20 protein-coding genes and 2 pseudogenes are annotated in these 25,780 nt (G+C 71.3%); 13 read left to right on the plus strand and 9 right to left on the minus strand.

Annotation, left to right across the window (positions count from 1 at the left end; translation table 11 throughout):
* Positions 1–4 precede the first annotated feature (4 nt).
* The 4 genes from gatA (at position 5) to ACGFWI_RS19115 (ending at position 4,335) form a co-directional block, all read left to right on the plus strand.
* On the plus strand, positions 5–1,498 hold the full coding sequence (gatA, locus tag ACGFWI_RS19100) for an Asp-tRNA(Asn)/Glu-tRNA(Gln) amidotransferase subunit GatA (RefSeq protein ID WP_393907138.1): 1,494 nt from the start codon (positions 5–7) through the stop codon (positions 1,496–1,498).
* Positions 1,499–1,503: 5 nt separating this feature from the next.
* Positions 1,504–1,737, plus strand: a complete 234-nt coding sequence (locus ACGFWI_RS19105) for a hypothetical protein (protein ID WP_030087700.1) — start codon at positions 1,504–1,506, stop codon at positions 1,735–1,737.
* 16 nt (positions 1,738–1,753) lie between these two features.
* On the plus strand, positions 1,754–3,262 hold the full coding sequence (gene gatB / locus ACGFWI_RS19110) for an Asp-tRNA(Asn)/Glu-tRNA(Gln) amidotransferase subunit GatB (protein WP_393907139.1): 1,509 nt from the start codon (positions 1,754–1,756) through the stop codon (positions 3,260–3,262).
* A gap of 173 nt (positions 3,263–3,435) precedes the next feature.
* Positions 3,436–4,335 carry an LLM class F420-dependent oxidoreductase gene (locus tag ACGFWI_RS19115; protein ID WP_393907140.1) on the plus strand — a complete coding sequence of 300 codons (900 nt, stop codon included), beginning with the start codon at positions 3,436–3,438 and terminating at the stop codon, positions 4,333–4,335.
* A 61-nt stretch (positions 4,336–4,396) separates the two neighbouring features.
* On the opposite strand, the gene ACGFWI_RS19120 is transcribed toward ACGFWI_RS19115, so the two are convergent.
* The gene (locus ACGFWI_RS19120) at positions 4,397–5,242 is read right to left on the minus strand and encodes a hypothetical protein (RefSeq protein WP_393907141.1); all 846 of its coding nucleotides are present in this window, start codon (positions 5,240–5,242) and stop codon (positions 4,397–4,399) included.
* A 272-nt stretch (positions 5,243–5,514) separates the two neighbouring features.
* On the opposite strand from ACGFWI_RS19120, the pseudogene ACGFWI_RS19125 reads away from it, so the two are divergent.
* Positions 5,515–7,121 (plus strand): annotated as a pseudogene (locus ACGFWI_RS19125) (N,N-dimethylformamidase beta subunit family domain-containing protein).
* Positions 7,122–7,138: 17 nt separating this feature from the next.
* On the opposite strand, the gene ACGFWI_RS19130 reads toward ACGFWI_RS19125, so the two are convergent.
* From ACGFWI_RS19130 to ACGFWI_RS19140, 3 genes are read right to left on the minus strand one after another with little or no spacing between them, the layout of a single operon-like run.
* A complete protein-coding gene (locus tag ACGFWI_RS19130) occupies positions 7,139–8,143 on the minus strand; it encodes an aldo/keto reductase (RefSeq protein ID WP_393907142.1) in 1,005 nt (334 codons plus the stop codon).
* A 17-nt stretch (positions 8,144–8,160) separates the two neighbouring features.
* A complete protein-coding gene (locus ACGFWI_RS19135) occupies positions 8,161–8,484 on the minus strand; it encodes a DUF397 domain-containing protein (protein WP_393907143.1) in 324 nt (107 codons plus the stop codon).
* The gene (locus ACGFWI_RS19140; protein WP_393907144.1) at positions 8,481–9,302 is read right to left on the minus strand and encodes a helix-turn-helix domain-containing protein; all 822 of its coding nucleotides are present in this window, start codon (positions 9,300–9,302) and stop codon (positions 8,481–8,483) included. The genes ACGFWI_RS19135 and ACGFWI_RS19140 overlap by 4 nt, the downstream gene beginning before the upstream one ends.
* Positions 9,303–9,415: 113 nt before the next feature.
* Here ACGFWI_RS19140 and ACGFWI_RS19145 point away from each other — a divergent pair, with 113 nt between their 5' ends.
* Entirely contained in the window at positions 9,416–9,853 is a 438-nt protein-coding gene (locus ACGFWI_RS19145; RefSeq protein WP_393907145.1) for an ATP-binding protein, read from the plus strand.
* Here ACGFWI_RS19145 and ACGFWI_RS19150 read toward each other — a convergent pair.
* Positions 9,838–11,550, minus strand: a complete 1,713-nt coding sequence (locus ACGFWI_RS19150) for a chitinase (protein ID WP_393907146.1) — start codon at positions 11,548–11,550, stop codon at positions 9,838–9,840. The genes ACGFWI_RS19145 and ACGFWI_RS19150 overlap by 16 nt on opposite strands.
* Positions 11,551–12,049: 499 nt before the next feature.
* On the opposite strand from ACGFWI_RS19150, the gene ACGFWI_RS19155 reads away from it, so the two are divergent.
* A complete protein-coding gene (locus ACGFWI_RS19155) occupies positions 12,050–12,355 on the plus strand; it encodes a hypothetical protein (RefSeq protein WP_393907147.1) in 306 nt (101 codons plus the stop codon).
* Between the two features lie 119 nt (positions 12,356–12,474).
* Here the strand turns inward: ACGFWI_RS19155 and ACGFWI_RS19160 are convergent.
* Positions 12,475–12,600: pseudogene (locus tag ACGFWI_RS19160) on the minus strand (MerR family DNA-binding transcriptional regulator); the annotation flags it as partial.
* Between the two features lie 259 nt (positions 12,601–12,859).
* Here ACGFWI_RS19160 and ACGFWI_RS19165 point away from each other — a divergent pair.
* The 5 genes from ACGFWI_RS19165 (at position 12,860) to ACGFWI_RS19185 (ending at position 21,880) form a co-directional block, all read left to right on the plus strand.
* Positions 12,860–14,971, plus strand: coding sequence for a phosphocholine-specific phospholipase C (locus tag ACGFWI_RS19165; RefSeq protein ID WP_393907148.1), 2,112 nt, complete (start codon positions 12,860–12,862; stop codon positions 14,969–14,971).
* Positions 14,972–15,208: 237 nt separating this feature from the next.
* Positions 15,209–17,467 carry an MMPL family transporter gene (locus tag ACGFWI_RS19170; RefSeq protein ID WP_393907149.1) on the plus strand — a complete coding sequence of 753 codons (2,259 nt, stop codon included), beginning with the start codon at positions 15,209–15,211 and terminating at the stop codon, positions 17,465–17,467.
* 117 nt (positions 17,468–17,584) lie between these two features.
* Positions 17,585–18,238 (plus strand): hypothetical protein, encoded by a 654-nt coding sequence (locus tag ACGFWI_RS19175; protein ID WP_393907150.1) that lies wholly within the window; start codon positions 17,585–17,587, stop codon positions 18,236–18,238.
* A 134-nt stretch (positions 18,239–18,372) separates the two neighbouring features.
* The gene (locus ACGFWI_RS19180) at positions 18,373–18,639 is read left to right on the plus strand and encodes a hypothetical protein (RefSeq protein WP_393907151.1); all 267 of its coding nucleotides are present in this window, start codon (positions 18,373–18,375) and stop codon (positions 18,637–18,639) included.
* 133 nt (positions 18,640–18,772) lie between these two features.
* Positions 18,773–21,880 carry an AAA family ATPase gene (locus ACGFWI_RS19185; protein ID WP_393907152.1) on the plus strand — a complete coding sequence of 1,036 codons (3,108 nt, stop codon included), beginning with the start codon at positions 18,773–18,775 and terminating at the stop codon, positions 21,878–21,880.
* Positions 21,881–21,950: 70 nt separating this feature from the next.
* Here the strand turns inward: ACGFWI_RS19185 and ACGFWI_RS19190 are convergent, their stop codons facing one another.
* From ACGFWI_RS19190 to ACGFWI_RS19200, 3 genes are all read right to left on the minus strand, one after another.
* Entirely contained in the window at positions 21,951–22,148 is a 198-nt protein-coding gene (locus tag ACGFWI_RS19190) for a DUF6191 domain-containing protein (RefSeq protein WP_393907153.1), read from the minus strand.
* Between the two features lie 87 nt (positions 22,149–22,235).
* Positions 22,236–23,450, minus strand: a complete 1,215-nt coding sequence (locus ACGFWI_RS19195) for a PQQ-dependent sugar dehydrogenase (protein WP_393907154.1) — start codon at positions 23,448–23,450, stop codon at positions 22,236–22,238.
* Positions 23,451–23,620: 170 nt separating this feature from the next.
* Positions 23,621–24,661, minus strand: a complete 1,041-nt coding sequence (locus ACGFWI_RS19200) for an aldo/keto reductase (protein ID WP_393907155.1) — start codon at positions 24,659–24,661, stop codon at positions 23,621–23,623.
* Positions 24,662–24,749: 88 nt separating this feature from the next.
* Here ACGFWI_RS19200 and ACGFWI_RS19205 point away from each other — a divergent pair, with 88 nt between their 5' ends.
* Positions 24,750–25,712 (plus strand): 2-hydroxyacid dehydrogenase, encoded by a 963-nt coding sequence (locus ACGFWI_RS19205; protein WP_393907156.1) that lies wholly within the window; start codon positions 24,750–24,752, stop codon positions 25,710–25,712.
* Positions 25,713–25,780 lie beyond the last annotated feature (68 nt).

Raw genomic sequence — 25,780 nt, forward strand, 5'->3', positions numbered from 1 at the left:
CGACATGGCAGACCTGATCAAGCTCACCGCCGCCGAGATCGCGGCGAAGGTCGCCTCCGGCGAGCTCACCGCCGTCGAGGTGACCGAGGCCCACCTGGCGCGCATCGAGGCCGTCGACGAGAAGGTGCACGCCTTCCTGCACGTCGACCGCGAGGGCGCACTCGCCCAGGCCCGTGCCGTGGACGAGAAGCGCGCCCGCGGCGAGAAGCTCGGCCCGCTGGCCGGCGTCCCGCTCGCGCTCAAGGACATCTTCACGACGGAGGGCATTCCCACCACCGTCGGCTCGAAGATCCTCGAAGGCTGGATCCCGCCGTACGACGCGACGGTGACCAAGAAGCTCAAGGCCGCCGACGTCGTCATCCTCGGCAAGACCAACATGGACGAGTTCGCCATGGGGTCCTCCACCGAGAACAGCGCCTACGGCCCGACCGGAAACCCCTGGGACCTGACCAAGATCCCTGGCGGCTCCGGCGGCGGCTCCAGCGCCGCCCTCGCCTCCTACGAGGCCCCGCTCGCCATCGGCACGGACACCGGCGGCTCCATCCGCCAGCCCGCGTCCGTCACCGGCACGGTCGGCGTCAAGCCCACCTACGGCGGCGTCTCCCGCTACGGCATGGTGGCCTTCTCCAGCTCCCTGGACCAGGGCGGCCCCTGCGCCCGTACGGTCCTGGACGCGGCCCTGCTGCACGAGGCCATCGCCGGCCACGACCCGCTGGACTCCACCTCCATCGACGCGCCGGTCCCGCCGGTCGTCGAGGCGGCCCGCAACGGCAGCGTCGAGGGCATGCGCGTCGGTGTCGTCAAGCAGTTCCGCGGCGAGGGCTACCAGGCCGGTGTCATCCAGCGCTTCGACGAGTCCGTCGTGCTGCTGAAGGAGCTGGGCGCGGAGATCGTCGAGCTGGACTGCCCGTCCTTCGACCTGGGGCTGTCCGCGTACTACCTGATCGCGCCCTCGGAGTGCTCCTCCAACCTGGCCCGCTTCGACGCCATGCGCTACGGCCTGCGGGTCGGCGACGACGGCACGAAGTCCGCCGAGGACGTCACCGCGCTGACCCGTGAGGCCGGCTTCGGCGACGAGGTCAAGCGCCGCATCATCCTCGGCACGTACGCGCTCAGCTCCGGCTACTACGACGCGTACTACGGCTCCGCCCAGAAGGTGCGGACGCTGATCACCCGCGACTTCGAGAAGGCCTTCGAACAGGTCGATGTGATCGTTTCGCCGACCACGCCGACCACCGCCTTCCCGATCGGCGAGCGCGCCGACGACCCGATGGCGATGTACCTCGCCGACCTGTGCACGATCCCCACCAACCTGGCAGGCAACGCGGCGATGTCGCTGCCCTGCGGCCTGGCGCCCGAGGACGGGATGCCGGTGGGCCTGCAGATCATCGCTCCTGCCATGGCCGACGACCGGCTCTACAAGGTCGGTGCCGCGGTCGAGACCGCGTTCACCGCCAAGTGGGGTCACCCGCTGCTTGAGGAGGCACCTGCACTGTGAGCGCCATGACCAAGAAGGCCAAGAACTTCAAGAAGTCCAAGGGCGGCCTGTATCTGTCGATCGGCAGCACCGCGTTCGGCGCCCTCAGCGTCGCGAAGCAGGCCAAGCTGGCCCGTCAGGAGAACGACACGCTCCGCCTGATCGACGCCGCCGTTTCGGCCGCGGCGATCGTCACCGGCCTGGCGATCCTCTACCGCGAACTGAAGCGCCTGGGCGACGACGACGTCCTGCTGGGCTGAGAGGGAAAGTTTCACCGTGACTGTCACTGACCTGGTGTCGTACGAGGACGCCCTCGCGACGTACGACCCCGTCATGGGCCTGGAGGTCCATGTCGAGCTCGGCACCAAGACCAAGATGTTCTGCGGGTGTTCCACCACCCTGGGCGCCGACGCCAACGCGCAGACCTGCCCCACCTGCCTGGGCCTGCCCGGCTCGCTGCCCGTCGTCAACGCGATCGGCGTCGAGTCCGCGATCAAGATCGGCCTGGCGCTGAACTGCTCCATCGCCGAGTGGTGCCGCTTCGCCCGGAAGAACTACTTCTATCCGGACATGCCCAAGAACTTCCAGACCTCCCAGTACGACGAGCCGATCGCCTTCGACGGCTACCTCGACGTACAGCTGGAGGACGGGGAGATCTTCCGGGTCCACATCGAGCGCGCCCACATGGAGGAGGACACCGGCAAGTCCACCCACATCGGTGGCGCCACCGGCCGTATCCACGGCGCCCGGCACTCCCTCCTGGACTACAACCGCGCCGGCATCCCGCTCATCGAGATCGTCACCAAGCCCATCGAGGGCGCGGGCGAGCGGGCCCCCGAGGTCGCCAAGGCGTACGTCGCCGAGCTGCGTGAGCTCATCAAGGCGCTGGGCGTCTCCGAGGCCCGGATGGAACAGGGCCAGATGCGCTGCGACGTGAACCTGTCGCTGCGCCCCCAGGGCACCGAGAAGTTGGGTACCCGCTCGGAGACCAAGAACGTCAACTCCCTGCGCTCCGTGGAGCGCGCGGCGCGCTTCGAGATCCAGCGCCACGCCGCGGTGCTGTCCTCGGGCGGCACGATCGTCCAGGAGACCCGGCACTTCCACGAGGAGGACGGCTCCACCACGGCCGGCCGCATCAAGGACAACGCCGAGGACTACCGCTACTTCCCCGAGCCGGACCTGGTGCCGGTGGCCCCCTCCCGCGAGTGGGTCGAGGAACTGCGGGCCACGCTCCCCGAGCTGCCGCGGCTCCGCCGCAACCGGCTGCGCGAGGAGTGGGGCATCTCCGAGCACGACATGCAGTCGATCCTCAACGCGGGCGCGGTCGATCTGATCACCGCCACCGTCGACGCCGGTGCGGACTCCGTCTCGGCCCGTAAGTGGTGGATGGGCGAGCTGGCCCGCCGCGCCAACGAGGACGGCGTGGACCTGGCCGCCCTGCCGATCACCCCCGAGCAGGTCGCCCGGGTCACCGCGCTGGTCGCCGACGGCTCCCTCAACGACAAGCTGGCCCGCCAGACCATCGAGGGCGTGCTGGCCGGCGAGGGTGACCCCGACACGGTCGTCGAGAAGCGCGGTCTGAAGGTCGTCTCCGACGAGGGCGCCCTGGGCACCGCCGTCGACGAGGCGATCGCCGCCAACGCCGCCATCGCCGACAAGATCCGTGGTGGCAAGGTGGCCGCGGCCGGCGCCCTGGTCGGCGCGGTCATGAAAGCCACCCGCGGCCAGGCCGACGCGGCCCGCGTGCGCGAGCTGATCCTGGAGAAGCTGGGCGTCGAGGGCTGACGCGCTTTTCCTTGTGCACGACGGTGAGCGGCCGTCCTTCTCCGGAAGGGCGGCCGCTTCGCCGTTCCCCCACCCGATCGGCCCGCCGAGGAATGCCATGGCCCACCGCCATGCTGTGATCGACAAGAGGCCCCGCCGCACGGACGGGGCCACCCTCAGCCAGTGGAGGAACGGTGCAGCAGGCTCTCGCTTCGCGGATCGGCCGGGTCGGTGTCTGGCACGGCGGGCTCGGCATGGTGCCGGCCGCCGTCATGCGTCAGGCGGCGGCCGAGATCGAGGAATTGGGGTACGGCGCCCTGTGGTTCGGGGAGGCGCAGGCCACCGAAGCGGTCAGTCAGGCCGGGCTGCTGCTGGCCGCCACCGAGCGGATCACCGTCGCCACCGGCATCGCCAACATCTGGGTACGGGACGCGTCCGCCATGACGGCCGCGGCGCACACCCTGGCCGAGGCGTACGACAGCCGGTTCCTGCTGGGCCTGGGCGCGAGCCATGCCCCGCTGGTCAACCAGCGCGGCCACACATACACCAAGCCGCTCGCCGCGATGCGCGAGTACCTCGACGCGATGGACGGGACGCCGTACGACGGGCCGGTGGCCGACCCGCCGCCCGCCCGGGTGCTGGCGGCGCTCGGCCCCAAGATGCTGGAGCTGGCGCGGGACCGTACGGCGGGCGCTCACCCCTACTTCGTCACCCCCGACCACACCGCCCGCGCCCGCGAGATCCTCGGCGCCGGTCCGCTGCTCGCCCCCGAGCAGGCCGTACTCCTGGAATCCGACCCCGCGACGGCCCGCGCGCTGGCCCGTGAGCACCACACGCGCTTCTACCTGCAGCTGCCGAACTACACCGGCAATCTGCGCCGACTCGGTTTCGGCGACGAGGACTTCGCCCACGGGGGCAGCGACCGGCTGGTGGACGCCATCGTGGCATGGGGCGACGCCGACGCCGTACGGCGTCGCGTACAGGAACACCACGACGCCGGGGCGGACCATGTGGCCCTCCAGCCGTTGGCGGCGGACCGGGGCCTGGGGCTCGATCAACTGCGGGAACTGGCACCGGTGTTGCTCGGAACCTGACGGCCTGCGGCCGATGGGGGCGGCGGGGGGCGGTGTGGCCCGCCGCCCGCCGCTCCGCCGGTCAGGCGGCAGTACCCGTGGCCTGCTGCTCGGGTGGGGTGTCCTTGTGACTGATCGCCAGGTAGCCCACGAGCAGGACGATGGGCACGATCAGTGTCAGCGTGACCGGCCCCGTGCCCCAACCGAGGCCGCCGCGGGAGGTGGAGACGCCCATCCAGTCGGCGAAGGAGGCCCCGAGCGGGCGGGTCAGGACGTATGCCCACCAGAAGGCGGCGACGGCGTTGAGGCCGAGGAAGCGTCCGGAGAGTGCGGGCACCGCGATGAGGGCGGTGAACAGGATGCCGGAGGGCAGGTAGCCCCAGCGCAGGGTGCCCGCGGTGAGGTCGCCGACGGCGGTGCCGAGGGCGAAGGTGGCGAGCACGGTCGCCCAGTAGAAGGTCTCGCGGCGGCGGGTGCGGATGCTGTGGATGGACAGCGTGCCCTCGGACATGTACCAGGTGGTCAGGAGCGCGGCGAGCCCGAGGGAGAAGGCGATGACCGAGACCGTGTAGGGGATGCCGGCCACGACGTGGACGACATCGGCGGCCATCGTGCCGAAGACGCTGACCATGACGATGGCGGACCAGTAGACCCAGGGCCGGTAGCGGGTGGTGCGGAACTGGAGGACCAGCAGGGCCACCAGCCCGGCCAGCCCGAGGGTGCCGGCCGGTATCGGCCCGAGCGTCCGGCCGAGGTAGTCCGAGGCCGTCTCGCCCATGCCCGTGGTGAGTACCTTCACTCCCCAGAACAGGGCCGTGACCTGCGGTACCTTGCTCCAGCCCGGTCCGTGTCCGCGGCCGGTCACGGGGGTGCCGTATCGCCTCCCGCCCACGGGCCGTGCCGGCGCCTCGCTGCTCGGCTGTGCCATCGTCCTGTCCGCCCTCCCGGCGCGGTGCGCCGTGTCGGCAACCTTCTGCATGTCGGGCGCCGGTCAGTGACCACGCGCGCTCGGTGGTCACTGCCCGGCATTCGTCTACAAGACTGTAGACGATGGGGTGGGGCGAGCCGCGGCCGCCTCCGGTCCGCGGCCCCGGGGCCCGCGGTACCCGCATTCGGGCCTCCTGGGGTCGTCCGGTGGCGCGGGGCGTCGGATGATCGTCCCGACGGCTCGACGGGAAGGGGGCGCACGGGAGCGACGCGATGGGTGACGACCCCCAGCAGCACGGTGAGCAGCGCCAGGGCAGCCCGGGAAGCCCCGGCGCTCCCGGCGGCCTCGTCCGCAGGCGATTTCTCGGAGCCGCCGCCGTAGGGGCCGCCGGTCTCGCCGCGGGGGTGACCGCCGGCTGTGACTCCACGTCAGGCGGGGGCCCCGGCGCCGGCCCCGCCGCTGGTGACCACTCGGACCTGGCCGCGGAGCGGGAGCGGCCCGGGGACCCGGGCTGGCGGATCCGCTCGGCCGGCCTGCCCGACGCCATCCAGGGCTACACCGACAAGGTGAGCGTCCTGCCGGGCGAGGAGTTCGGGCTGTATGTCTCGACCACCGCACCCGGCTTCCGCGTCGCGGCCTACCGGGTGGGCTGGTACCGAGGCGCCCAGGCCCGGCTGGTGTGGCGTTCGGAGCGGGTCGCCGGACGGCGCCAACGCCCCGCGCGGCTGCTGCCCGCGACTCGCAGCGTACGGGCGGACTGGCAGCGCAGCCTCGGGGTGCGCACCGACGGCTGGCCGCCGGGCGCCTATCTGCTCCGGCTGGACGCGGAGCACGGCCACCAGCGGTACGTCCCGCTGATCGTGCGCTCGGCGCAGGCCGCGGGCCGGACGGTGCTGATGCATGCGGTGACGACCTGGCAGGCGTACAACGCATGGGGCGGCCACAGTCTCTACCGGGGCCCGGACGGCGCGTACGGGACGCGGTCGCTGGCCGTCAGCTTCGACCGGCCGTACGACACCGACGGCGCCGGGAAATTCCTGGTCTACGAGCGCGCGTTGGTGGTCCTCGCGGAACGGCTCGGCCTTCCGCTGGCCTACACCACCGGGGTGGATGTCCACCGCACCCCGTCGGCACTGCGGGGTGCCACGGCGGCGCTCTCGCTCGGCCATGACGAGTACTGGACTCCCGAGCAGCGGCAGCACGTCACCCGGGCCCGCGACGCCGGGACCAATCTGGCCTTCCTCGGGGCCAACGCCTGCTTCCGCCGGGTCCGGCTGGAGCCGGGGCCGTCCGGCGCCCTGCGCACCGTGGTCTGCTACAAGACCGCCTACCGGGACGACCCGCACTTCACCGGTCCGCACCGGGCCCTGCCCACCCACGACTTCCGGCAACCGCCCGCCGTCGACCCGGAGTCCACGCTGACCGGCGTCTTATACGAGGGCTACCCCACGGACGCGCCGTACGTCGTCCACAGCGCGGACCACTGGCTCTTCGCGGGCACCGGAGTGCGGCGCGGTGAGGCCTTCGACCCCTCGTCGGGGTGGAGTACGACCGGGTCACCCCGCAGGCACCCACGCCGGAGCGGCTGGAGATCCTCGCCCACTCCCCGCTGGTCTGCAACGGCCGGAGCAGCCACGCGAACTCCGCCTACTACACCGTGCCGAGCGGCGCCGGCGTCTTCTCCTCCGGAACGATGCGGTGGGTCGAGGCCCTCATGGCCGGCACGCGCGAGGACGGCCGCGACCACGGCATGGACGGCCGGACCCGAGCCTTCGTCACCCGCACCACCGAGAATCTGCTCCATGCCTTCGCCGAGGCGCCCGCGGCGAAGATCCGACCGGCGCCGCGGAAGAACGTGGCGCGCGTGTACGGGACCTGAGCCTCGCCCGACCGGGCTCAGTGACCCAGCCGCTCCAGGGCGGCGAGCGGATAGCGTTCCCCGGCCACGGCGCCGTCGGGCACGGCCGCCCGGAGCCGGGCCGCGTCCTCCGGACCGAGCGCGAGGCCGGCCGCCGCCGCGTTCTCCTCCAGGTAGGCACGGCGCTTGGTGCCGGGGATCGGCACGATGTCCTCGCCCTGGGCGAGCAGCCAGGCGAGGACGGCCTGTGCCGGGGTGCAGCCGAGGGAGTCGGCGGTGCGGCGAACGGCCTGGACGAGGCGTAGATTGCGGTCGATGTTCTCGTCCGAGAACCGCGGCCAACGGCGCCGGGCGTCCTCGGAGGTGAGGTCGTCACGGGAGGCCAGCGCACCCGTCAGCATGCCGCGCCCGAGCGGGGAGTACGCCACGACGCCGATGCCGAGCTCCCGGCAGGTCGCCAGCATCTCGCCCTCCACGACATCCCGCGTGAAGAGGGAGTACTCCAGCTGTACGGCGCTGATGGGGTGGACGGCGTGCGCCCGGCGCAGCGTCCGCGGGCTCACCTCGCTGAGGCCGAGGTGTCGTACGGCTCCGACGGCGACGAGCTCGGCCATCGCGCCGACCGTCTCCTCGATGGGGACGGCCGGATCGCGGCGGTGCATGTAGTAGAGGTCGATGCGGTCCGTGCCGAGGCGGCGCAGGGAGGCGTCGCATGCCTCCCGCACCCAGGCGGCGGAGGTGTCGACCTCGTTCACCCGCCCGGTGGCGGCGTCATGCCGGAGCCCGAACTTGGTGGCGATGACCAGTCCGTCCCGCTGCACGGCCGTACGGCTGCGCAGCCAGCGGCCGAGGAACTCCTCGTTGGTGCCGCGCCCGTAGGCGTCCGCGGTGTCCAGCAGCGTTGTGCCGAGCTCGGCCGCGCGGTCGAGGGTCCGTACGGATTCCGCGTCGTCCGGGACGCCGTACGAGGTCGACATCCCCATGCAGCCGAGGCCGAGCGCGGAGACGGTGGGCCCGTGCGTACCGAGCCGTCGGTGCTTCATCGTCGCCCCGGCGCCGGTCAGACGGAGACGTCCGCGATGAACGCGGCCCAGGCGGCCGTGCTCAGCGTGAGCGCCGGGCCGTCGGGGTTCTTGGAATCGCGGACGTGGATGGCATGGGGGCAGGTGGCGACTTCGAGGCAGTCGCCACCTTCGCTGCCACTGTGGCTGGACTTGTACCAGTCATAGGCGACTTCTACGCAGTTGCCGCCAGCGCTGCCGCTGTAGCTGGACTTGTGCCAGGTGTAGGCGACTTCGATGCAGTTGCCGCCCTCGTCACCGCTGTAACTGGACTTGAACCAGGCCAGATTGCCAGAGTGACGCCGGGGTGCCGCGTTGCTCATGTCTCCCCTGCCAGGTGGTCAAGCAGGCTGATGCTGTCTTCGGGCGTGAGTGCCTGCGACCGCAGCATCCCATATTTCTGCTGGAGCACACTGACTTCATCCGGATCCTCGACGAGGAAGCTCACCCGCTGGCCTTCGATATAGGCAAGTTGGCCATGATCAGGGGTTTCCAGGAGTACGAGGGGGCCGTTGAGTCCGGCGTGCTTCGTGCGGCGGGTGGGCATGATCTGAAGGCCGACGAACGGCAGTTCCGTGCAGCGTCGCAGGTGCCTGATCTGCTCGCGCAACACTTCGTCACCGCCAATGGGGCGGGTCAGGATCACTTCCTCCACGATGAAGTTCATGACGGGTGGGGGGTCACGCTGCAACAGTCGCTGGCGATCGAGGCGAGCAGAGAGCCGTTCGGTGGCCTCGACCTCGCTGATGGGCGGGAAGAGGCACGTGAATACGGACTGTGCGTAGTCCTCGGTCTGCAACAAGCCCGGCATGACCTGGTTCTCGTACGAGAGCAAGGACAGCGCGTCCTCCTCGTACTCAACGAAGTCCTGCACGAAGGCCGGAAAGCGCTCCTTCTCCGGCACCTTCGCCACCGCGACCGCCAACGCCCCCTTGGTGTTGAGGAGTTCATCAAAGGTCTCAGCCAGGTCGATCTTCAGTGGTCTCCGGCCCTGCTCGATCGATCCGATCGTGTCCTCGTGCAGCCCCACCCGCTCGGCCAGCGCGGGCTGGGTGATGCGGGCGGCCTTCCGGAAGTGACTCAGCTGGGCGCCGATCACATGCCAGGAAGTGATCCTCTTCGGTTTGTTCGCCGGGTGCATGCGCTCTGCCTTCCCCTCCCCGCGACGGCATGACACAGCCAGAAGTCGTACAGCGGATCTGTACGACCTGACACTGTGGTCCAGCATAGTTACGCACTGTGACAGTGGCAGTTATGCACAAGGAGATTCAGACCCTCTGCACCCGCACGGCGTTCTACCGGCGTGAGCGCCGATCGGTCCCGCTGGCACGGCAGTTCGCCCGTACTGCCCTCACCGACTGGGGGCTGGGCCACCTCACGGACGACGTCCTGCTCTGCGTGAGCGAACTGGCCACCAACGCCCTGCTGCACGGCGTCCCGCCCGGCCGTGGCTACCGGCTGTGGCTCTCGCAGGCCGAGGACGGACTGCTGCGCGTGGAGGTGCACGACAGCGGTGACGGGGAGCCGCGGGCTCCGGTGCCGTACGACGGTGACGGTGACGAGGGCGAATCCGGGCGGGGGCTGCTGCTGGTGTCCGCGCTCGCCGACGCGTGGGGCGTCGGCGAGCGGGTGCTGGGGAAGATCGTGTGGTGCGAGTTCCGCGGCTACGGCAAGGGTTACGGCAGGCCGTGAACGTGCGGGCCGACCGCGTTCGACCAGGCGTTGCCGCTCGTCGCGTCCCAGTTGGTCGACCAGGTCATGGCGCCCCGTATGCCGGGGTAGGTGCGGGCCGGCTTGAAGGAGCCGCAGTTGGTGCCCCTGGCCAGGCAGTCGAGGGCGGCATTGACGACGCTCGGGGCGACATAGCCGCTGCCCGCGCCCCGGGTGGAGGCGGGCAGGCCCAGGCCCACCTGGGCGGGGGTGAGGCCGCCTTCGAGCTGGATGCAGGCGAGCGCGGTGAGGAAGTCGACGGTGCCCTGGGAGTAGACCTTGCCGTCACAGCCGAGCATCGAACCGCTGTTGTAGTACTGCATGTTGACGACGGTGAGGATGTCCTTGACCTTCAGCGCGGTCTGGAAGTAGCCGCCCGAAGTGGACTGCATGTCGAGGGTCTGGGGCGCCATGGTGAGGACGAGCTTGCCGCCCGCCTTCTGGGAGAGCGAGCGCAGTGCCTGGCTCATATAGGTCGGGTTGAGGCCGTTTTCGAGGTCGATGTCGACGCCGTCGAAGCCGTACTGCTGCATGAGGGCGTAGAGGCTGGTGGCGAAGTTGTCCGCGGAGGCGGCGTCGTTGACGGAGACGGTGCCCTTCTCGCCGCCGACGGAGATGATGACCGACTTGCCGGCCGCCTGCTTGGCCTTGATGTCGGCCTTGAACCGGTCGACGGTGTAGCCGCCCAGACCGGCCGAGTCGAGGTTGAAGGTGACGGCGCCGGGTGTGGTGGTGGCGTCCGCGAAGGCGACGGCGATGATGTCGTACTGGCCCGGTACGTCGCTGATCTTCTGGACGGTGGCGCCGTTGTTGAAGTTCTGCCAGTAGCCGGTGACCGCGTGCTGGGGGACGGTGGGGTTGCCGCCGTCTCCGGAGGGCGCCGTGGTGGCAGTGACCTCTGCCGAACGGGCCGATTCACCGGCCGCGTTGGTGGCCGTGACCTGGAAGCGGTAGGCGGTGGCGGGTGCCAGGCCGGTAGCCGTCGCCGAAGTGCCGTTCACCGTCCGGTACTTGGTGCCGTCGCGATAGACGGTGTAGCCGGTGGCGCTGGAGACCGGGTTCCAGGAGAGGGCGACGGAGGACGGGGTCACCGCACCGGCGGTGAGCCCGCCGGGTGTGGCCGGGATCTCGGGTCCGGGGTCGGTGCCGCCCCCGCCGTCCGGGCCGAGCACGCTGAAGTCATCGGCGTAGTAGGCCGGTTGCCCGTACCAGCCGTGGGTGTAGACGGTGACGGAGGTGGTGGCGGGGCCGGTGGTGAAGGTGGTGGTGAGCTGCTGCCAGCCGGTGGCGGACGGGGTCCAGGTGGAGACGTCCGTGGTGCCGGTGCCGGAGGCGCCCAGATAGACGTAGGCGCCCTGGACGTATGTGCTCAGCCGGTAGGTCGAGCCGGGCTTGACGGCGACGGTCTGGGAGCAGGTGGCGTTGTCGGAGGCGGTGGGGGCGGCCTTGAGGGCGCCGGTGCCGCTGTGGACGGGGGCGCCGACGGTGCTGCCGCTGCCCGCCGAACAGGTCCAGTTGCTCAGGCCGGATTCGTAGCCTGCGTTCCTGGCGACGTTGACATCGGCCGCGGCGGCCGGTGTGGAGCCGGAAAGGGTGGCCGCCGCGGCGGCGACGGCCGTCAGTGCCGCCGCGAGCAGGCGTCTGTGGCGCGCCGGTCGGGTGAGTGCGGTGCGAGGCATGGCTGTCTCCAGTGCCGAAGGGGGGAACACGGGGAGAACTGCAGCAAGACGGTGGCCACCGCTACTGGCCACAGAATGGTTCAGACCAATGGGGCGGTCAAGAGGCCCGGCGCAACGGGGACTTGCGCGTGCAGGGAGTTCCGTAGGTGGTCATCGCGCTGGACGCTCAGCAAGTGCCTCACCGGGCGGCGTAGACCGAGCGGGAGCTGCCCGGGATCCTTCTTGTGTACGGCCTGCCCCTGCCCCTGCCCATAAGCTGGAAGGCTTTCCACTCCCGTGGATCGTACTCCCGTGGATCGTGCCTGAACTGCCGTCCGCGGCAGGGGCCTTGGACGACTTGATTGCGCTGGTGCATCCGCCGGGTCACCCCCACAGATGGGTGCCGGATCCCGTCCGGCCGGTGCCGCGGACAACGGAAGGAGCGTGTCGCCGTGAAGTGGCGAACCCAGCCGCCCGCTCGGAAAGTCCGGGGCCGGGCGGCGGTTCCGGAAGGAACGAGATGTCCCGTACGGACAGGACGAAGCCGTTGTGGGTGCGCTACGCGGAGCACCACCCCCGGCCGGTCCACGATCACCGCTACGGCGCCTGCGATCTGCCGCCGAACCCCACGCGGGAGGACACGGGCACCCGCTGCCGGTGGGAAGACCCCGGCGTGATGCTGCTCGGCCGCACCTGCTGTGCGGGATGCAATGCGCGCGCCTGCTTCAAGGAATGGCAGCAGATGGTCAAGGCCGGCAACCGCAAGGAACGCTACGCGGGCCGGCGCGAGGCTCGCCGTTTCGCCGCCGGAGAGGACAGCGACTGAGCCAGTCCCTCATCACCGGGGAACTGGGCCGATGGGACGGTCATCGCCTCTCTGACGCGCTGGGCCTGCTCCCAGGCCTGCGGCCACCGCTCGCGCGCCTCCGCCTCAGCGGGGGAGGGCTCGAAGTAGCGGTGCCCGTTGCTTCCGATCCGTGCGGGCGGCAGCAGACCGATCTCGTCGTAATGCCGCAGCGTCCGGGACGTCACGCCGGACATCCGGGCCACCTCCGCGATCGACCAGGCCATTGCCGTGCCTCCCATCGCCGGGCCGGTGTCTCCGGCCCCACAGATGACGGTAGGAGTTGACGCAGCGGAAACCGCAAGATCTGACTGGTGCCGGAGTCGCGGCTCGACGGCGTGGACAACAACCTTCGCCGTTGCCCAAGTTGTCACTTCGGTACCTATCGCCCGTCACGACCCTCCGTTAGCGTCCCCGTCGCCCCATCGCAATGGGTTGGGTGCAGACCATTGACTGGCTGATGGACCGTCGACTGGGAGGTCGGGCGTGGCACCTGAGGTATCTCGTAGACATGTACTGGGAGTTGGCGCGGCGGCGGTGGGCGCTGCGGCGGCCGGATCGCTGCTGCCGCCGTCGTTGCAGCAGGCGCTGGCGGCCGACGCGGCACGGCCGGCGCACGGTGGGGGCGGGCTCGGGGACATCAGGCATGTGGTCGTGCTGATGCAGGAGAACCGCTCCTTCGACCACTACTTCGGGATGCTGCGCGGCGTACGCGGCTACGCCGACCGCAACGCGATCGAGCTGCCCGGCGGCCGGAGCGTCTACGAGCAGCCGGGGCTGCTGGGCCTCGGGACCGTGCTGCCGTTTCCGGTACGCGAGGCGGCCGCCACGCAGAAGAAGGACCTGCAGTACATCGGCGCGCTGGACCACAGCTGGTTCGGCGGGGCCGTGGCGTGGAACGGCGGCTGGATGAACAACTGGGTCACCGCCAAGACCGCCGCCACGATGGCGCACTACGACCGGCAGGACGTCCCGCTGCACTACGAACTCGCGGACACCTTCACCGTCTGCGACGCCTACCACTCCTCGATCCACTCCTCCACCAGCCCCAACCGCAACCACCTGGTGAGCGGTTGGACGGGCTATGAGCCCAACGGCAAGCGTGCCGTCGGCAACGACGCGTACGAGGAGGACACCCACACCGGCTACACCTGGACCACCTACGCCGAGCGGCTGGAGAAGGCCGGCCGCAGCTGGCGGGTCTACCAGGAGTGGGACAACTTCACCGACAACAACCTGGAGTTCTACGCGAGCTTCAAGGCGGTGGCGAGGAAGGCCCTGGCCAAGGTGGACGGGGTGCGGAACATGACCGGCTACTACGGGAAGCTGGCGGGCGCCGACGAGGCCGGGCGCCGGCGGCTGCAGGGGCTGCTGGAGGAGGGCGTCAGGGGCCTGAGCCGCGCCGAGCGCAGCCTGTTCGAGCGGGCGCTGCGCCGCGGTGAACCGGACAGCACGGCGACCGCCTTCGCCGCCGACGTGGCGAGCGGCAGGCTGCCCGAGGTGTCGTACCTCGTGCCGTCCGCGGCGGACTCCGAGCACCCCGGCTCGTCCTCGCCGGCCGAGAGCGCCACCATCGTCTACAAGGTGCTGGACGCGCTCGGCAAGCACCCGGACGTCTGGCGGCACACCGCGCTCTTCCTGACGTACGACGAGAACGACGGGTTCTTCGACCATGTGCCGCCGCCGGTCCCGCCGCCCGGGACGGACGGCGAATACTGGGAGGGGCGGCCGACCGGTCTGGGCATGCGGGTGCCGATGCTGGTCATCTCGCCGTGGACGGTCGGCGGCTACGCCTGCTCGCAGATCTTCGACCACACCTCGATCACCCGGTTCCTGGAGCGCTGGACGGGGATCGAGGAGCCCAACATCAGCGCCTGGCGGCGCACCGTGTGCGGCGATCTGACCGCCGCCTTCGACTTCTCCCGCGGGCGCAAGCAGCCGTCGGTGCGGCAGCCCGGCGCGATCCCGCCGTTCAGCGGGCGCTGGTCGCCGCTGCCACCGGCCGAGCAGGCGCCGCCGCAGCCGGAGCGCGGCAGCCGGCCGGCCAGGGCGCTGCCCTACCAGCCGGACGCCGACGGCGGCTTCGACCCGGGCGCCGCCGTCTTCCGGATGGCCGTACGCAATGGCGGGAAGGCCTCCGCGCACCTGGCGCTCTACCCGTACGCGAAGGAGTTTGATGTCCCGCAGCACCGGGATGTGCGGGGCAAGGAGGAGTGGGAGGTACCGGTCAAGGGCGGTGCGTACCGCTTCACGGTGACCGGGCCGAACGGCTTCCGGCGGGAGTTCGCCGGGACGGGGCGGGGCGCCGCCGCGGCCGTCCGGATCAGCACACGGATCGACGCCGGGCGGCAGGAGCTCCACCTGACCGTCACCAACCACAGCCGCACCGGGCTGACCTTCACCCTTGAGCCGCTGGCGTACGCGGACGGCGCGCCGCGCACGCTGAAGGTGAAGGCCGGCGGCATCCGCACCGTCGGCCATCCGGCCGGGGACGCGCACGGCTGGTACGACCTCGGTCTCTCGGTCGCCGAGGACCCGTCGTTCCACCGCCGGCTGATGGGACATGTGGAGAACGGCAAGGAGTCGGTCACCGGCTGAGACCCGGCATACGGGGCGGGGCCGGGACCAGGGACGAGTTCCCTATTCCCGACTCTTTGTGGGGAAGTCCACAAACACCTCAAAGGATCTCTCCGGGCTGACACCCTGCACCCAACAAGGGGGCCCGCCGTTCCCTGACGGGCATGCGGCGGGCCTGTCCGTCCCCCGTACATCCGCGCTCGGCACCACCCGCCCCCGGGAGATATCGACGCACAACCCGGGAAGCAGACGAGGTCCGTGACCGCTCTGGCTCGGTGGTGTCTCAGGCGCCGCATCGTGGTGATCGTTCTCTGGCTCGCCGCGTTCGCGGGGGTCGCGGCCGCCGCGGGGGTGACGGGGTCCGCGTACTCGAACAACTACGAGGTGCCCGGGACCGAATCCGGGCGCGCCTCGGCCCTGCTCGCCCAGGCCTTTCCCAAACAGTCCGGGGACAGCGACAGCATCGTGTGGCACACGGACTCCGGAACGGCGCGTTCCGCCGCGGTCCGCAAGACGATGACGCACACCCTGGAGAAGATCGCCGAGCTGCCCGGCGTCTCCGAGGTGCAAAGCCCCTACGGCGGCCACGGCGCGCGGCCGTCCGGTGGACAGGGCGGGCGGCAGATCAGCAAGGACGGGCACACCGCCTACGCCTCCGTGCTCTTCGACCGCGCCACCGACGAGCTGGACCCCGCCCAGGTCCGCAAGGTCGTCGACACCGCGCAGCGCGCGTCCGGCGGCGGCCTCCAGGTCGAGCTCGGCGGGGCGGGGATCGCGCTGACCGAGGCGCCGCGCGCCCAGCTCCCGGAAATCATCGGGCTCGGCGCCGCGGCCGTGGTGCTCTTCCTCGCCTTCGGGTCGCTCGCCGCGACCTTCCTGCCGATCGTCACCGCGCTGGCCGCCGTCGGCACCGCCTCGGCCGGCATCACCCTGCTCAGCCACGCCGTGACCGTCGCCGACTTCGCCCCGATGCTCGGCATGCTGATCGGCCTCGGCGTCGGCATCGACTATGCGCTGTTCATCGTCACCCGGCACCGCAAGGGGCTGCGCGCGGGGCTGCCGGTCGACGAGGCCGCCGTCCGTGCCGTCTCGGTGTCCGGGCGCGCGGTCGTCTTCGCCGGGGCCACCGTCTGTATCGCGCTGCTGGGCATGCTGGTCCTGCGGCTGAGCTTCCTGAACGGCGTCGCCCTCGCCGCCTCGCTCACCGTCGTCCTGACCGTGGCCGCCGCCGTCACCCTGCTGCCCGCGCTGCTCGGGCTGATCGGGATGCGGGCGCTGAGCCGTCGCGAGCGCCGGCGGCTGGCCGAGCACGGACCCCGGCCCGAGCGGCCCACCGGCGTCGCCGCCCGCTGGTCCGGGTTCGTCGAGCGGCACCCCAAGCTGCTGGGGGTGGCCGCGGCGGCCGTCATGGTCGTCCTGGCACTGCCGACCTCCGGACTCCATCTGGGCACCTCCGACCAGGGCAACAACCCGGCCACCTCGACCACCCGCAAGGCCTACGACCTGCTGGCGGGCGGCGGGCCCGGCGACGGAAGCGGAGGCGGATTCGGGCCCGGATTCAACGGCCCGCTGACGCTCGTCGGCACCCTGGACGGCGCCAAGGACCGGCTCGCCTTCGACAAGCTGCCGCAGCGGCTGCGGGACACGCCCGGCATCGCCCAGGTCAGCGCCCCCGAGTTCGACGGCAGCCACAGGATCGGCGTGATCACCGTCGTACCCACCACCCCACCGCAGTCCCGGCAGACCTCCGACCTGGTGGAACACCTGCGTACGGACGTGCTGCCCGCGGCCGGGGGCGCGAGCACGCTGCGGGTGCGGGTCGGCGGCATCACCGCCGGCTACGACGACTTCGCGTCCGTCATCGTCGGCAAGCTGCCGCTCTTCATCGGCGTCGTCATCGCGCTCGGCTCGGTCCTGCTGCTGCTCGCCTTCCGCAGCGTCGGCATCCCGCTCAAGGCCGCGCTGATGAATCTCGCGGCCGTCGCCTCGTCCTTCGGGATCGTCGTCGCGGTCTTCCAGTGGGGCTGGGGCAGCGAGCTGCTGGGGCTGGGCAGCGCCGGCCCGGTCGAACCGTTCCTGCCGGTCATCATGGTGTCGGTGCTCTTCGGCCTGTCCATGGACTACCAGGTGTTCCTGGTCTCCCGGATGTACGAGGAGTGGCAGCTGACGCACAACAACTGCCGGGCGGTACGGGTCGGCCTCGCCGAGACCAGCCGGGTGATCAACTCGGCGGCGGTCATCATGATCGCGGTGTTCGCGGCCTTCATCCTCAGCGGGGACCGGACCATCGCGATGTTCGGCATCGGCCTGGCCTGTGCCGTCGCCCTGGACGCCTTTGTGCTCCGTACGCTCCTGGTCCCCGCGCTGATGCATCTGCTGGGCGGCGCCAACTGGTGGCTGCCGTCCTGGCTCGACCGGTGGCTGCCCCGGATCAGCATCGAGCCGCCGCCGGAGCCGGGCGCGGCGGTGGCGCTGCCCGGTCCGCAGGGCGGGGAGAAACCGCTGGTGGGGGTGTAGGACCCGGTGCCGGAAGGGCCCCCGCGGGGTGCCCGAAGTCGGCGTGTCGCCGACTGAGGCAGGCCCGCTGCCGGGATTCTCATCCGACTCTCATCCGGGGCCCCTACGGTCGCGACCATGGGAACGACCAGGACGACCGAGAACCGAACCGACGACGAGAAGACCGTGCCGGCGCAGGGGGCCAAGGAGACTGCTGCGATCCCGGAGACGACCGAGGCCGAGGCGGCCGGCAAGGCCGGTGCCAAGGTCGACGAGCAGGCCGATGACAACGCCGCCCTCGCCGCGCAGGACGAGGCCAGTGACCTCGAAGCGGACGACGGCGCCGACGATCTCGACCACGACGCACACACCCCCGACCACTCCGCCGCCGGGATCGCCGCCGGCGCCGGTGCCGTCGTCGCCGCGGGGCTCGGCCTCGCGTCCGTCACCGGCACCTGGCTCGGCACGACGCTGGCCGAGCGGTCGAACCTGATGGGCCAGATCAAGGTCCAGTCGGGCAAGGCCCAGGCCGCCGACCAGATCTCCGCCGTCTACGGCGCCTCCTGGCACACCAATGCCCTGGTCAACGGCTTCTTCGCACTGCTCGCCGTGATCGCCGCCGCGGTGGTGCTGACCCGCCGTCGCGCCACCTGGGTGCGGGCTGTCGCCTGGGGCGGGCTGGCGCTCGGTGTGCTGGGCATCCTGATCTCCGCGGGCATGTACCTCGACCTGTTCGGGAGCATGCCCACCGTCCCTAAGGCCCCCGCGGGAGCCGGACCCTCGGCTCCGTAAGGCACCCGGGCCGCTTTCTAAGCACCGTACGGGTGCCACGGGCGGTGCCTAAGGAACCCCTGGACAGCATCGCGGGTTTCTGAGCACCGCCCGGGGCCAAAGATCGGGAACTCTCCCGATGTGACGGACCCCCCTTGGCGACGAGGCTGGAGCACATCGACAAGCCGTCGAGACACCACCTCACCGCCGTCAGGGGAGACACCATGTACCGCTCCGAGCTGGAGATCCGGGTCCGTTATGAAGAGCTGCGCCGCCAGGCCGACCGGCAGCGCCTGGTGCGCGAGGCGACCGAAGCCCGGCCCGCCGGGCTTCGCGGCGCCGCCCGCTCCGGGGCCAACGAACCCGAAGGGCGGGTGAGTACGCGGGGCAGGTGGCTGCGGATACGCCGCGCCACCGTCTGACCGCGCGGCTCACATGACGTCCCAGGCGGCGCCGTCCGCCGCACAGTCGTCCGCCCGGCCCCAGGTGCCTTCCGCACCGGGCCGGGCGCTTCGCATGCCGAAACCCACTGCCGGATTGTCAGACCCCTGTGCGATGCTCACCAGCGTGGAGACCAGGTCCGTCAGTCCCGTGTTCGTCGGCCGCGCGGCCGAACTCGCCGCGCTGGAGGACGCGCTCGCCCGCATCGCGGCGTCCGGCGAGCCCCAGGCCCTGCTGATCGGCGGTGAGGCCGGGGTGGGCAAGACCCGCCTCATCGAGGAGTTCAGCGAGTCCGCCCGCGCCCGGGGCGCGCTCGTCGCGCTCGGCGGCTGCATCGAGATCGGCTCCGAAGGCCTGCCCTACGCACCGTTCTCCGCGATCCTGCACACCCTCAACTGGCATCTGCGCGACGAGCTGGCCGCCGCGGTCGCCGGCCAGGAGGGCGAACTCTCCCGCATCCTGCCCGAATTGGGGGAGACCCCCGGCGAGGCGCATGACGAGGAGATCGGCCGCGCCCGCCTCTTCGAGCTGACCGCCCGCCTCCTGGAGCGGCTCGCCGCGCACCGCACCCTCGTCCTCGTCGTCGAGGACCTCCACTGGGCCGACCGCTCCACCCGTGAGCTGCTCGCCTACCTCCTGCGGGCCCTGCACGACGCCAACGTCCTCCTGGTGGCGACCTACCGCTCGGACGACATCCACCGCCGCCACCCGCTGCGCCCCTTCCTCGCCGAGATCGACCGGATGCGCACGGTCCGCCGCGTCGAGCTGGCCCGCTTCACCCGCGACGAGGTCCGCTCCCAGATCGCCGGGATCAACGGCAGCGATCCCGAGGAGGACACCGTCGACCGGGTCTTCAAGCGCTCCGAGGGCAACGCCTTCTTCGTGGAGGAGCTGGCCCGCGGCCTCGCCGACGGCTGTCTGCACGGCCTCAGCGACCCCCTGCGCGATCTGCTGCTGGTGCGCGTCGAGGCGCTCCCCGAGGACGCCCAGCGGGTGGTGCGCACGGCCGCCGAGGGCGGCTCCACGGTCGAACACGAACTCCTCTCCGCCGTCTGCCAGATGCCCGAGGACGACCTCATCGAGGCGCTGCGGTCCGCCGTCGGCAGCAACACCCTCGTGCCCACCCAGGACGGCACGGGCTACCGCTTCCGGCACGCCCTCGTCCGCGAGGCCGTCGTCGACGATCTGCTGCCCGGCGAGCGCACCCGCCTCAACCGCCGCTACGCCCAGGCACTGGAAGCCAACCCCTCGCTGGTCCGCGCCGATGTCTGCGCCGCCCGGCTGGCCAGCTACTGGTACAAGGCCCATGACGCCGCCAAGGCGCTGCCCGCCGTCCTCGCCGCCTCCGTCCAGGCCCGCCGCCGCCATGCCTACGCCGAGCAGCTGAGGCTGCTGGACCGCGCCCTGGAGCTGTGGGACGACGCACCGACGGAGGTCCGCCAGGGGGTGCGTCCGGTCGACTACGCCGAGGCGTATCCGGCCTGCGGCTGTCATGACGGCGACGCCCTGGGCTTCCTCGACCTGCTCGCCGAGATCGCGGTGGCCGCCCGGCTCTCCGGCGACAACGAACGGGCCTTCACGATCACCAAGCGGGCCCTGCGGTCGCTGCGCGGCGAGAGCGACCCGCTGCGCACGGCATGGTTCCTGGTGCAGCGCTCCCGGCTCTGCCAGGGCACCGGCCGCGGCAACGGCTGGGAGGACCTGGGCACCGCACAGGAGCTGATGCGCGGCCTGCCGCCGTCCTCGGTGCATGCCGAGGTGCTGGCCGCCGTCGCGAGCTGGGCGGTGCTGCACGATCCGGGACCGGGCACCTTCGCGACGGCCGAACGCGCCGTGGAACTGGCCCAGTTGGTGGGCGACGACGAGGCCGAGCTCAACTCCCGGCTGACCCTGGCGGGACTGCGCGTCGACGCCGGGGAGGTCGACGAGGGCCTCGCCGACTTCCGTACCAACCTCGACCTCGCCGTCGACCGCGGCTACTTCGCCGTCATCGCCCGCGGGCATGTCAACCTCCCGTCCGCCCTGGAAGGCGTCGGCCGCTCCCGCGAAGCCGTCCAGGTCACCGAGCGCGGCGTCGAACTGACCACCCGCTACGGCCTCAAGGACAGCACCAGCTGGGTGCTGGGCAACCGCGCCGAATCCCTGCAGTCGCTGGGCCGCTGGGAGGAGGCGGGCCGGGCCGCCGCCGACGCCCGCCGCCTCGCCCAGAACCCCCGTGCCATCGCGCTGGCCGCCAGCCGAAGTACCGATCTCGCTTTGAACGAGGGCGACTTCGCCGCCGCCGAACGCGAACTGGCCGTCGCCCAGGAGTACTACGGCACCCACGACCCGCAGCCGCAGCACGCCATCGTCATGGCGCGGCACGCCCTGCGGATCGCCACCCACCAGGGTCGCCTCCTCGACGCCCGCAGCGTCCTCCAGCAGGTCCTGGACGCCGGCTTCCCGCCCGGCACCCAGCGCTACGCCTGGCCGTTGCTCTGGTCCGCCGCCGCCGCCGAATCGGACGCCCGCGGACTGCCCGCCGCCGAGCCGGGCCGCGCCGCGGTCCTCGCCCGCATCCGGGACGCCGCCAAGAAGCTGCCCCGGCTCTGCCCGGTCTGGGCGGCCCACGGCCTCGCGCTCGATGCCGAACTCCGCCGCGCCGAAGGCCGCGAGACCCCCGATTCCTGGGCCGAGGCGGTCGCCGCCTTCGAGCCCCTGGAACGCCCGCACGAGCTCGCCCGAGCCTGCTACCGCTGGGCGGAATCCCTCCTCCACGGCAGTGAACGGGCCACCCTCGCACTGCACGGCCGCACCCCGCGCGAGGCCGCCGTACTCCTGCTCACCCAGGCGCACACCGCCGCCGCGACGATGGGCGCCCGCCCGCTCGCCGAGGAACTCGAACTCCTCGCCCAGCGGGCCCGCATCCCCCTGCCCGGTCTGAAGCCGGCGGCCGCGACGGAGCCTGCGGCAGCCGCCGCCCGTGGAGTCGCCGGAGAACCCTCACCCGCCGTCGCCGTGCCCGCCGAATCCCTCGGCCTGACCCCGCGCGAACGCGACGTGCTGCGGCTGGTCGCCGACGGGCGCAGCAACCGCCAGATAGCCGACGCCCTGTTCATCTCCCCGAAGACCGCCAGCGTCCATGTCTCCAACATCCTCGCCAAGCTGGGCGTCTCCGGCCGCGGCGAGGCAGGCGCGGTGGCGCACCGCCTGCGCCTGTTCGGGGAGCCGACACTCAGCTAGCGGTCCGTTCGTCCCCCTGACCGGTAGGCAGCCAGGCCAGGGGGCGTCACCCTCACCCACCAGCCGGGGCCTAGGCCTGTTCCCGGCCGCCGTCCTCGCCCTGCTGCTGCCGGGGTGCCCTGACGACGACGGTCCCCGAGGAGAGATCGATCGGGCCCTTCCCCGGATCGCCGTCGCCCACGTCATCGACGACGAGCGACATCTTCTGCCGCTCCTCATCGGTGTGCTTGCGCCCCGGTGCGAACAGTTCTTCCGCGATGTTGAACATGGTGCCCTGCCCCCTCTTCGGTTGACGCGCACCCGTCCCCCTGACCCCCGAGTGTAGGCAGGGCACCCTAAAAGGGGATCAGCCGGATCAGCTCACCTGGAGGCGGAGAATCCGGTCATCGCCCTTGTGCGGTGTGCCCCGTCCGTCCGTGTTGCTGGTGACCAGCCACAACGCACCGTCGTCGGCCGCCACGACGGTCCGCAGCCGCCCGTAGGTGCCCTGCAAAAAGGCCTGCGGAGCCGCCACCGGCTTCGTCCCGTTCAGCGCGATCCGCCACAGCCGTTCGCCGCGCAGGGAGGCCATCCAGATCGAGCCCTTGGCGTAGGCGATGCCGCTGGGCGAGGCGTCCGCGGTCTTCCACTGCTCGATGGGGTCCACGAACCCGGAGCCCGCGGCCGCGTCCTTGGCCTTGCCCTCGACCTCGGGCCAGCCGTAGTTCTTGCCCGGCTCGATGAGGTTGAGCTCGTCCCAGGTGTTCTGACCGAACTCCGAGGCCCACAGGCGCTTGTCATTGTCCCAGGCCAGCCCCTGCACATTGCGGTGGCCGTAGTCGTACACCACCGAATCCGCCGCGGGGTTGCCGTGCGCCGGTTCGCCGTCCGGGGTCATCCGGAGGATCTTGCCGCCGAGGGACTGCTTGTCCTGCGCCAGCCCCGTGTCGCCGGTCTCACCGGTGCCGGCGTAGAGCATCTTGTCCGGGCCGAACGCGATCCGGCCGCCGTTGTGGATCTGGCCCTTGGGAATGCCCTTGAAGATCGTGTCGGGCGCGCCCAGCTGATTGCCCTGCGGGCGCTTCTCGTCGTAGATCATGCGGGCGATGCGGTTGTCGGACGCGGTGGTGAAGTACGCATACACCTCGTGATCCGCACCGAACGTCGAGGACACCGCGATCCCCAGCAGCCCGCCCTCGCCCCCCGGGTCCACACCCGGCACCGATCCCAGCTCGGTGATCTTCCCGCCGTGCGCCGCGACCCGGACGATCTTCCCGGTGTCACGGGACGCGACCAGCAGATCTCCGCCCGGCAGCACCGCCACGCCCCACGGCGACTTCAGCCCGGTGGCCAGGGTGCCGGTGACCTTCACCGAGCCCTTGGCGGGCGGTGCGGTCGACGACGGTGTGGCGTTCGGCGAGGCCGCGGGGTTCTTCGCCCGGGCGGAGTTCTCCCCGCCCTGGGGCTGCGTGCCGCCGGACGAACAGCCCGCTGCCAGGAGCAGCGAAGCGGCGGCCAACACGGCGGTCTGGGAACGGCGTTGCACGGCAGGGGTCCTCTCGTCGGCAGGGCGTGGACAAGAACACCACATCGCGGCCCCGCTGCGCCGCGCCTTATCCGTTCCGGAACCACTCCCACCTGCCATGATCCGGCCGGGGCGGCCCTGCCGCGAGCGGGACACGCACGGCCGGCCCACCTCCGAGGATTCCCTCCTGCGCCGGATGGCCTCCGCAAGTACGGGGGGCTTCCGTCGGGGTCCCCTCAGTACCAGGACCCACGCGCCGGCGGCAGCGCGGCGATCTCCGCCAGGTCCTCGCGGGTGAGTGTCAGCTCCGCGGCCTTGGCGTTCTGAGCGGCCCAGCGTTCCTTCTTCGTGCCCGGCACCGGCACCACATGCCGGCCCTGCGCCAGCACCCACGCCAGCGCCACCTGTCCGGGCGTGGCTCCGTACCGGGCGCCGACCCGCCGCAGCCCGGCCACCACCGGCTGGTTCGCGGCCATCATCTCGGCGGTGAAGCGGGGGTGGCGGGCCCGTAGGTCCTCCGGTTCGAAGCCCTGACCCGGGGTCAGGGTGCCGGTCAGATAGCCGTTCCCCAGCGGCATCGCCGCGAGGAAACCGACACCCCGTGACTCGCACCACGGCAGCAGCGTCTCCAGCGACTCCGGCGACCACACCGACAGCTCCGCCTGCACGCTGCTGACGGGGAACACCTGCTGGATACGTTCCAGTTGGGCCAGCGTGCCGTCGTGCATCCGGGAGCGGGGGCGCGCCCCGCCGCCCGCCGGACGCCGCTCCGCACGGGCCGCGCGGGCCGGCCGTACCGCACGCGCACCCACCGCACACAGCCCCAGCGACCGTACCTTCCCCGCCGCCACCAGCTCCGCCATCGCCCCCCAGGTCTCCTCGACGGGCACCTCGGGATCGGCCCGGTGCAGCTGGAAGAGATCGATACGGTCGGTCTGCAGCCGGCGCAGCGAGGCGTCGCAGGCGCGCTTGACGTAGCCGGGCCGCCCGTTGGCGACGATGTGCTGCTCGCCCACCAGCAGCCCGCACTTGGTCGACACGAACGCGTCCGCCCGCCGCTCCTTGAGCACCCGCCCCACCAGCAGCTCGTTGGTGAACGGGCCGTACATGTCGGCGGTGTCCAGCAGGCTGCACCCCCGGTCCAGCGCGGTGTGCACGGCCCGCAGCGAGCTGTCCAAGCTGCGCTGCGACTCGGTGTACCCCCAGCTCATCGGCATACAGCCGAGTCCGATGGCGCCCACTTCGAGAGCCGCCGCACCGATTGTCCTGCGCTCCACCTGGTTGTGCCTCCGTCCCCTCGCCCCCGGTCAAGGGCCAGACCAAACTAACGTCTGAACAGAACGTCTCTTCGCATAGCCTGCGGCCATGGCAACCGCAGACCAGCGCACCGAAGCGAACGACGTATGGCTCCCGATCCCGCCCGACGAGATCGACGGCCTCCCCGGCGGCCTCCACTACGTCCACTGGGACGCCGGCCTCGACTACCCGGCCGACCCCGCCCGCTGCGCCTTCTACGCCGTCCCCTACATGAAGGCCGCGGAGGTGAGCCTGCGCCCGCTGTCTCTGATGAGCCGTGTTCGGGTGGTGCAGACCCTCACCGCCGGCATCGAGCACATGCTCCCGGGGCTGCAGCGGATGCCGTCCGGCGCCCAACTGTGCAACGCCCGGGGGCTGCACGACGCCAGCACCGCGGAGCTGGCGCTCACCCTGATCCTGGCCGCGCTGCGCGGTGTCCCGGGCTTCGTACGGGGCCAGGACGCGGGGGAGTGGCGGCAGGGTTTCCAGCCTGCGCTCGCCGACAAGTCGGTCCTCATTGTGGGCTATGGTTCGATCGGCAGTGCCATCGAGGACCGGCTCACACCTTTTGAATGTGCGCGGGTGGCGCGCGTCGCGCGCACCGCGCGTGACACTGTGCGCGGTCCTGTGCATCCATTCTCCGACCTGTCCGCCCTCCTGCCCGACGCGGACGTGGTCGTGCTGGCAACTCCGCTCACCGACACCACGCGTGGCCTGGTCGGGACCGATTTCCTGGCTCGGATGAAGGACGGCGCACTGCTCGTGAACATCGCGCGCGGCGGGATCGTCGACACCAAGGCACTGCTTGCCGAACTGGAATCCGGACGGCTGCGTGCCGCACTCGATGTCACCGATCCGGAACCGCTGCCTCCTGGGCATCCACTGTGGCACGCTCCCGGCGTACTCATCACTCCACACGTCGGTGGCCCCAGCTCTGCCTTCCTGCCTCGTGCGAAGCGGCTACTGCGCGACCAGTTGGCGCTTTTCGCGGCCGGCGAGCCCCTGCGGAACGTCGTCGCCACCGCCGACTGAGCGCTTGCGCGTAGCGCTACGAGGCCGTACGACTGCAAAGAGTGTTCGCAACTCCCTGCTTGTCACGC

Origin of the sequence: Streptomyces sp. NPDC048434 (genome assembly GCF_043200375.1) — a bacterium.
Lineage (GTDB): Bacteria > Actinomycetota > Actinomycetes > Streptomycetales > Streptomycetaceae > Streptomyces.

Excerpts from the sequence above, each read along its gene's own strand:
- gatA (WP_393907138.1), top strand. The coding sequence starts at position 5 with ATGGCAGACCTGATCAAGCTCACCGCCGCCGAGATCGCGGCGAAGGTC.
- ACGFWI_RS19105 (WP_030087700.1), top strand. The coding sequence starts at position 1,504 with ATGACCAAGAAGGCCAAGAACTTCAAGAAGTCCAAGGGCGGCCTGTAT.
- ACGFWI_RS19120 (WP_393907141.1), bottom strand. The coding sequence starts at position 5,242 with ATGGCACAGCCGAGCAGCGAGGCGCCGGCACGGCCCGTGGGCGGGAGG.
- ACGFWI_RS19130 (WP_393907142.1), bottom strand. The coding sequence starts at position 8,143 with ATGAAGCACCGACGGCTCGGTACGCACGGGCCCACCGTCTCCGCGCTC.
- ACGFWI_RS19135 (WP_393907143.1), bottom strand. The coding sequence starts at position 8,484 with ATGAGCAACGCGGCACCCCGGCGTCACTCTGGCAATCTGGCCTGGTTC.
- ACGFWI_RS19140 (WP_393907144.1), bottom strand. The coding sequence starts at position 9,302 with ATGCACCCGGCGAACAAACCGAAGAGGATCACTTCCTGGCATGTGATC.
- ACGFWI_RS19145 (WP_393907145.1), top strand. The coding sequence starts at position 9,416 with ATGCACAAGGAGATTCAGACCCTCTGCACCCGCACGGCGTTCTACCGG.
- ACGFWI_RS19150 (WP_393907146.1), bottom strand. The coding sequence starts at position 11,550 with ATGCCTCGCACCGCACTCACCCGACCGGCGCGCCACAGACGCCTGCTC.
- ACGFWI_RS19155 (WP_393907147.1), top strand. The coding sequence starts at position 12,050 with ATGTCCCGTACGGACAGGACGAAGCCGTTGTGGGTGCGCTACGCGGAG.
- ACGFWI_RS19175 (WP_393907150.1), top strand. The coding sequence starts at position 17,585 with ATGGGAACGACCAGGACGACCGAGAACCGAACCGACGACGAGAAGACC.
- ACGFWI_RS19185 (WP_393907152.1), top strand. The coding sequence starts at position 18,773 with ATGCTCACCAGCGTGGAGACCAGGTCCGTCAGTCCCGTGTTCGTCGGC.
- ACGFWI_RS19190 (WP_393907153.1), bottom strand. The coding sequence starts at position 22,148 with ATGTTCAACATCGCGGAAGAACTGTTCGCACCGGGGCGCAAGCACACC.
- ACGFWI_RS19195 (WP_393907154.1), bottom strand. The coding sequence starts at position 23,450 with ATGTGGTGTTCTTGTCCACGCCCTGCCGACGAGAGGACCCCTGCCGTG.
- ACGFWI_RS19205 (WP_393907156.1), top strand. The coding sequence starts at position 24,750 with ATGGCAACCGCAGACCAGCGCACCGAAGCGAACGACGTATGGCTCCCG.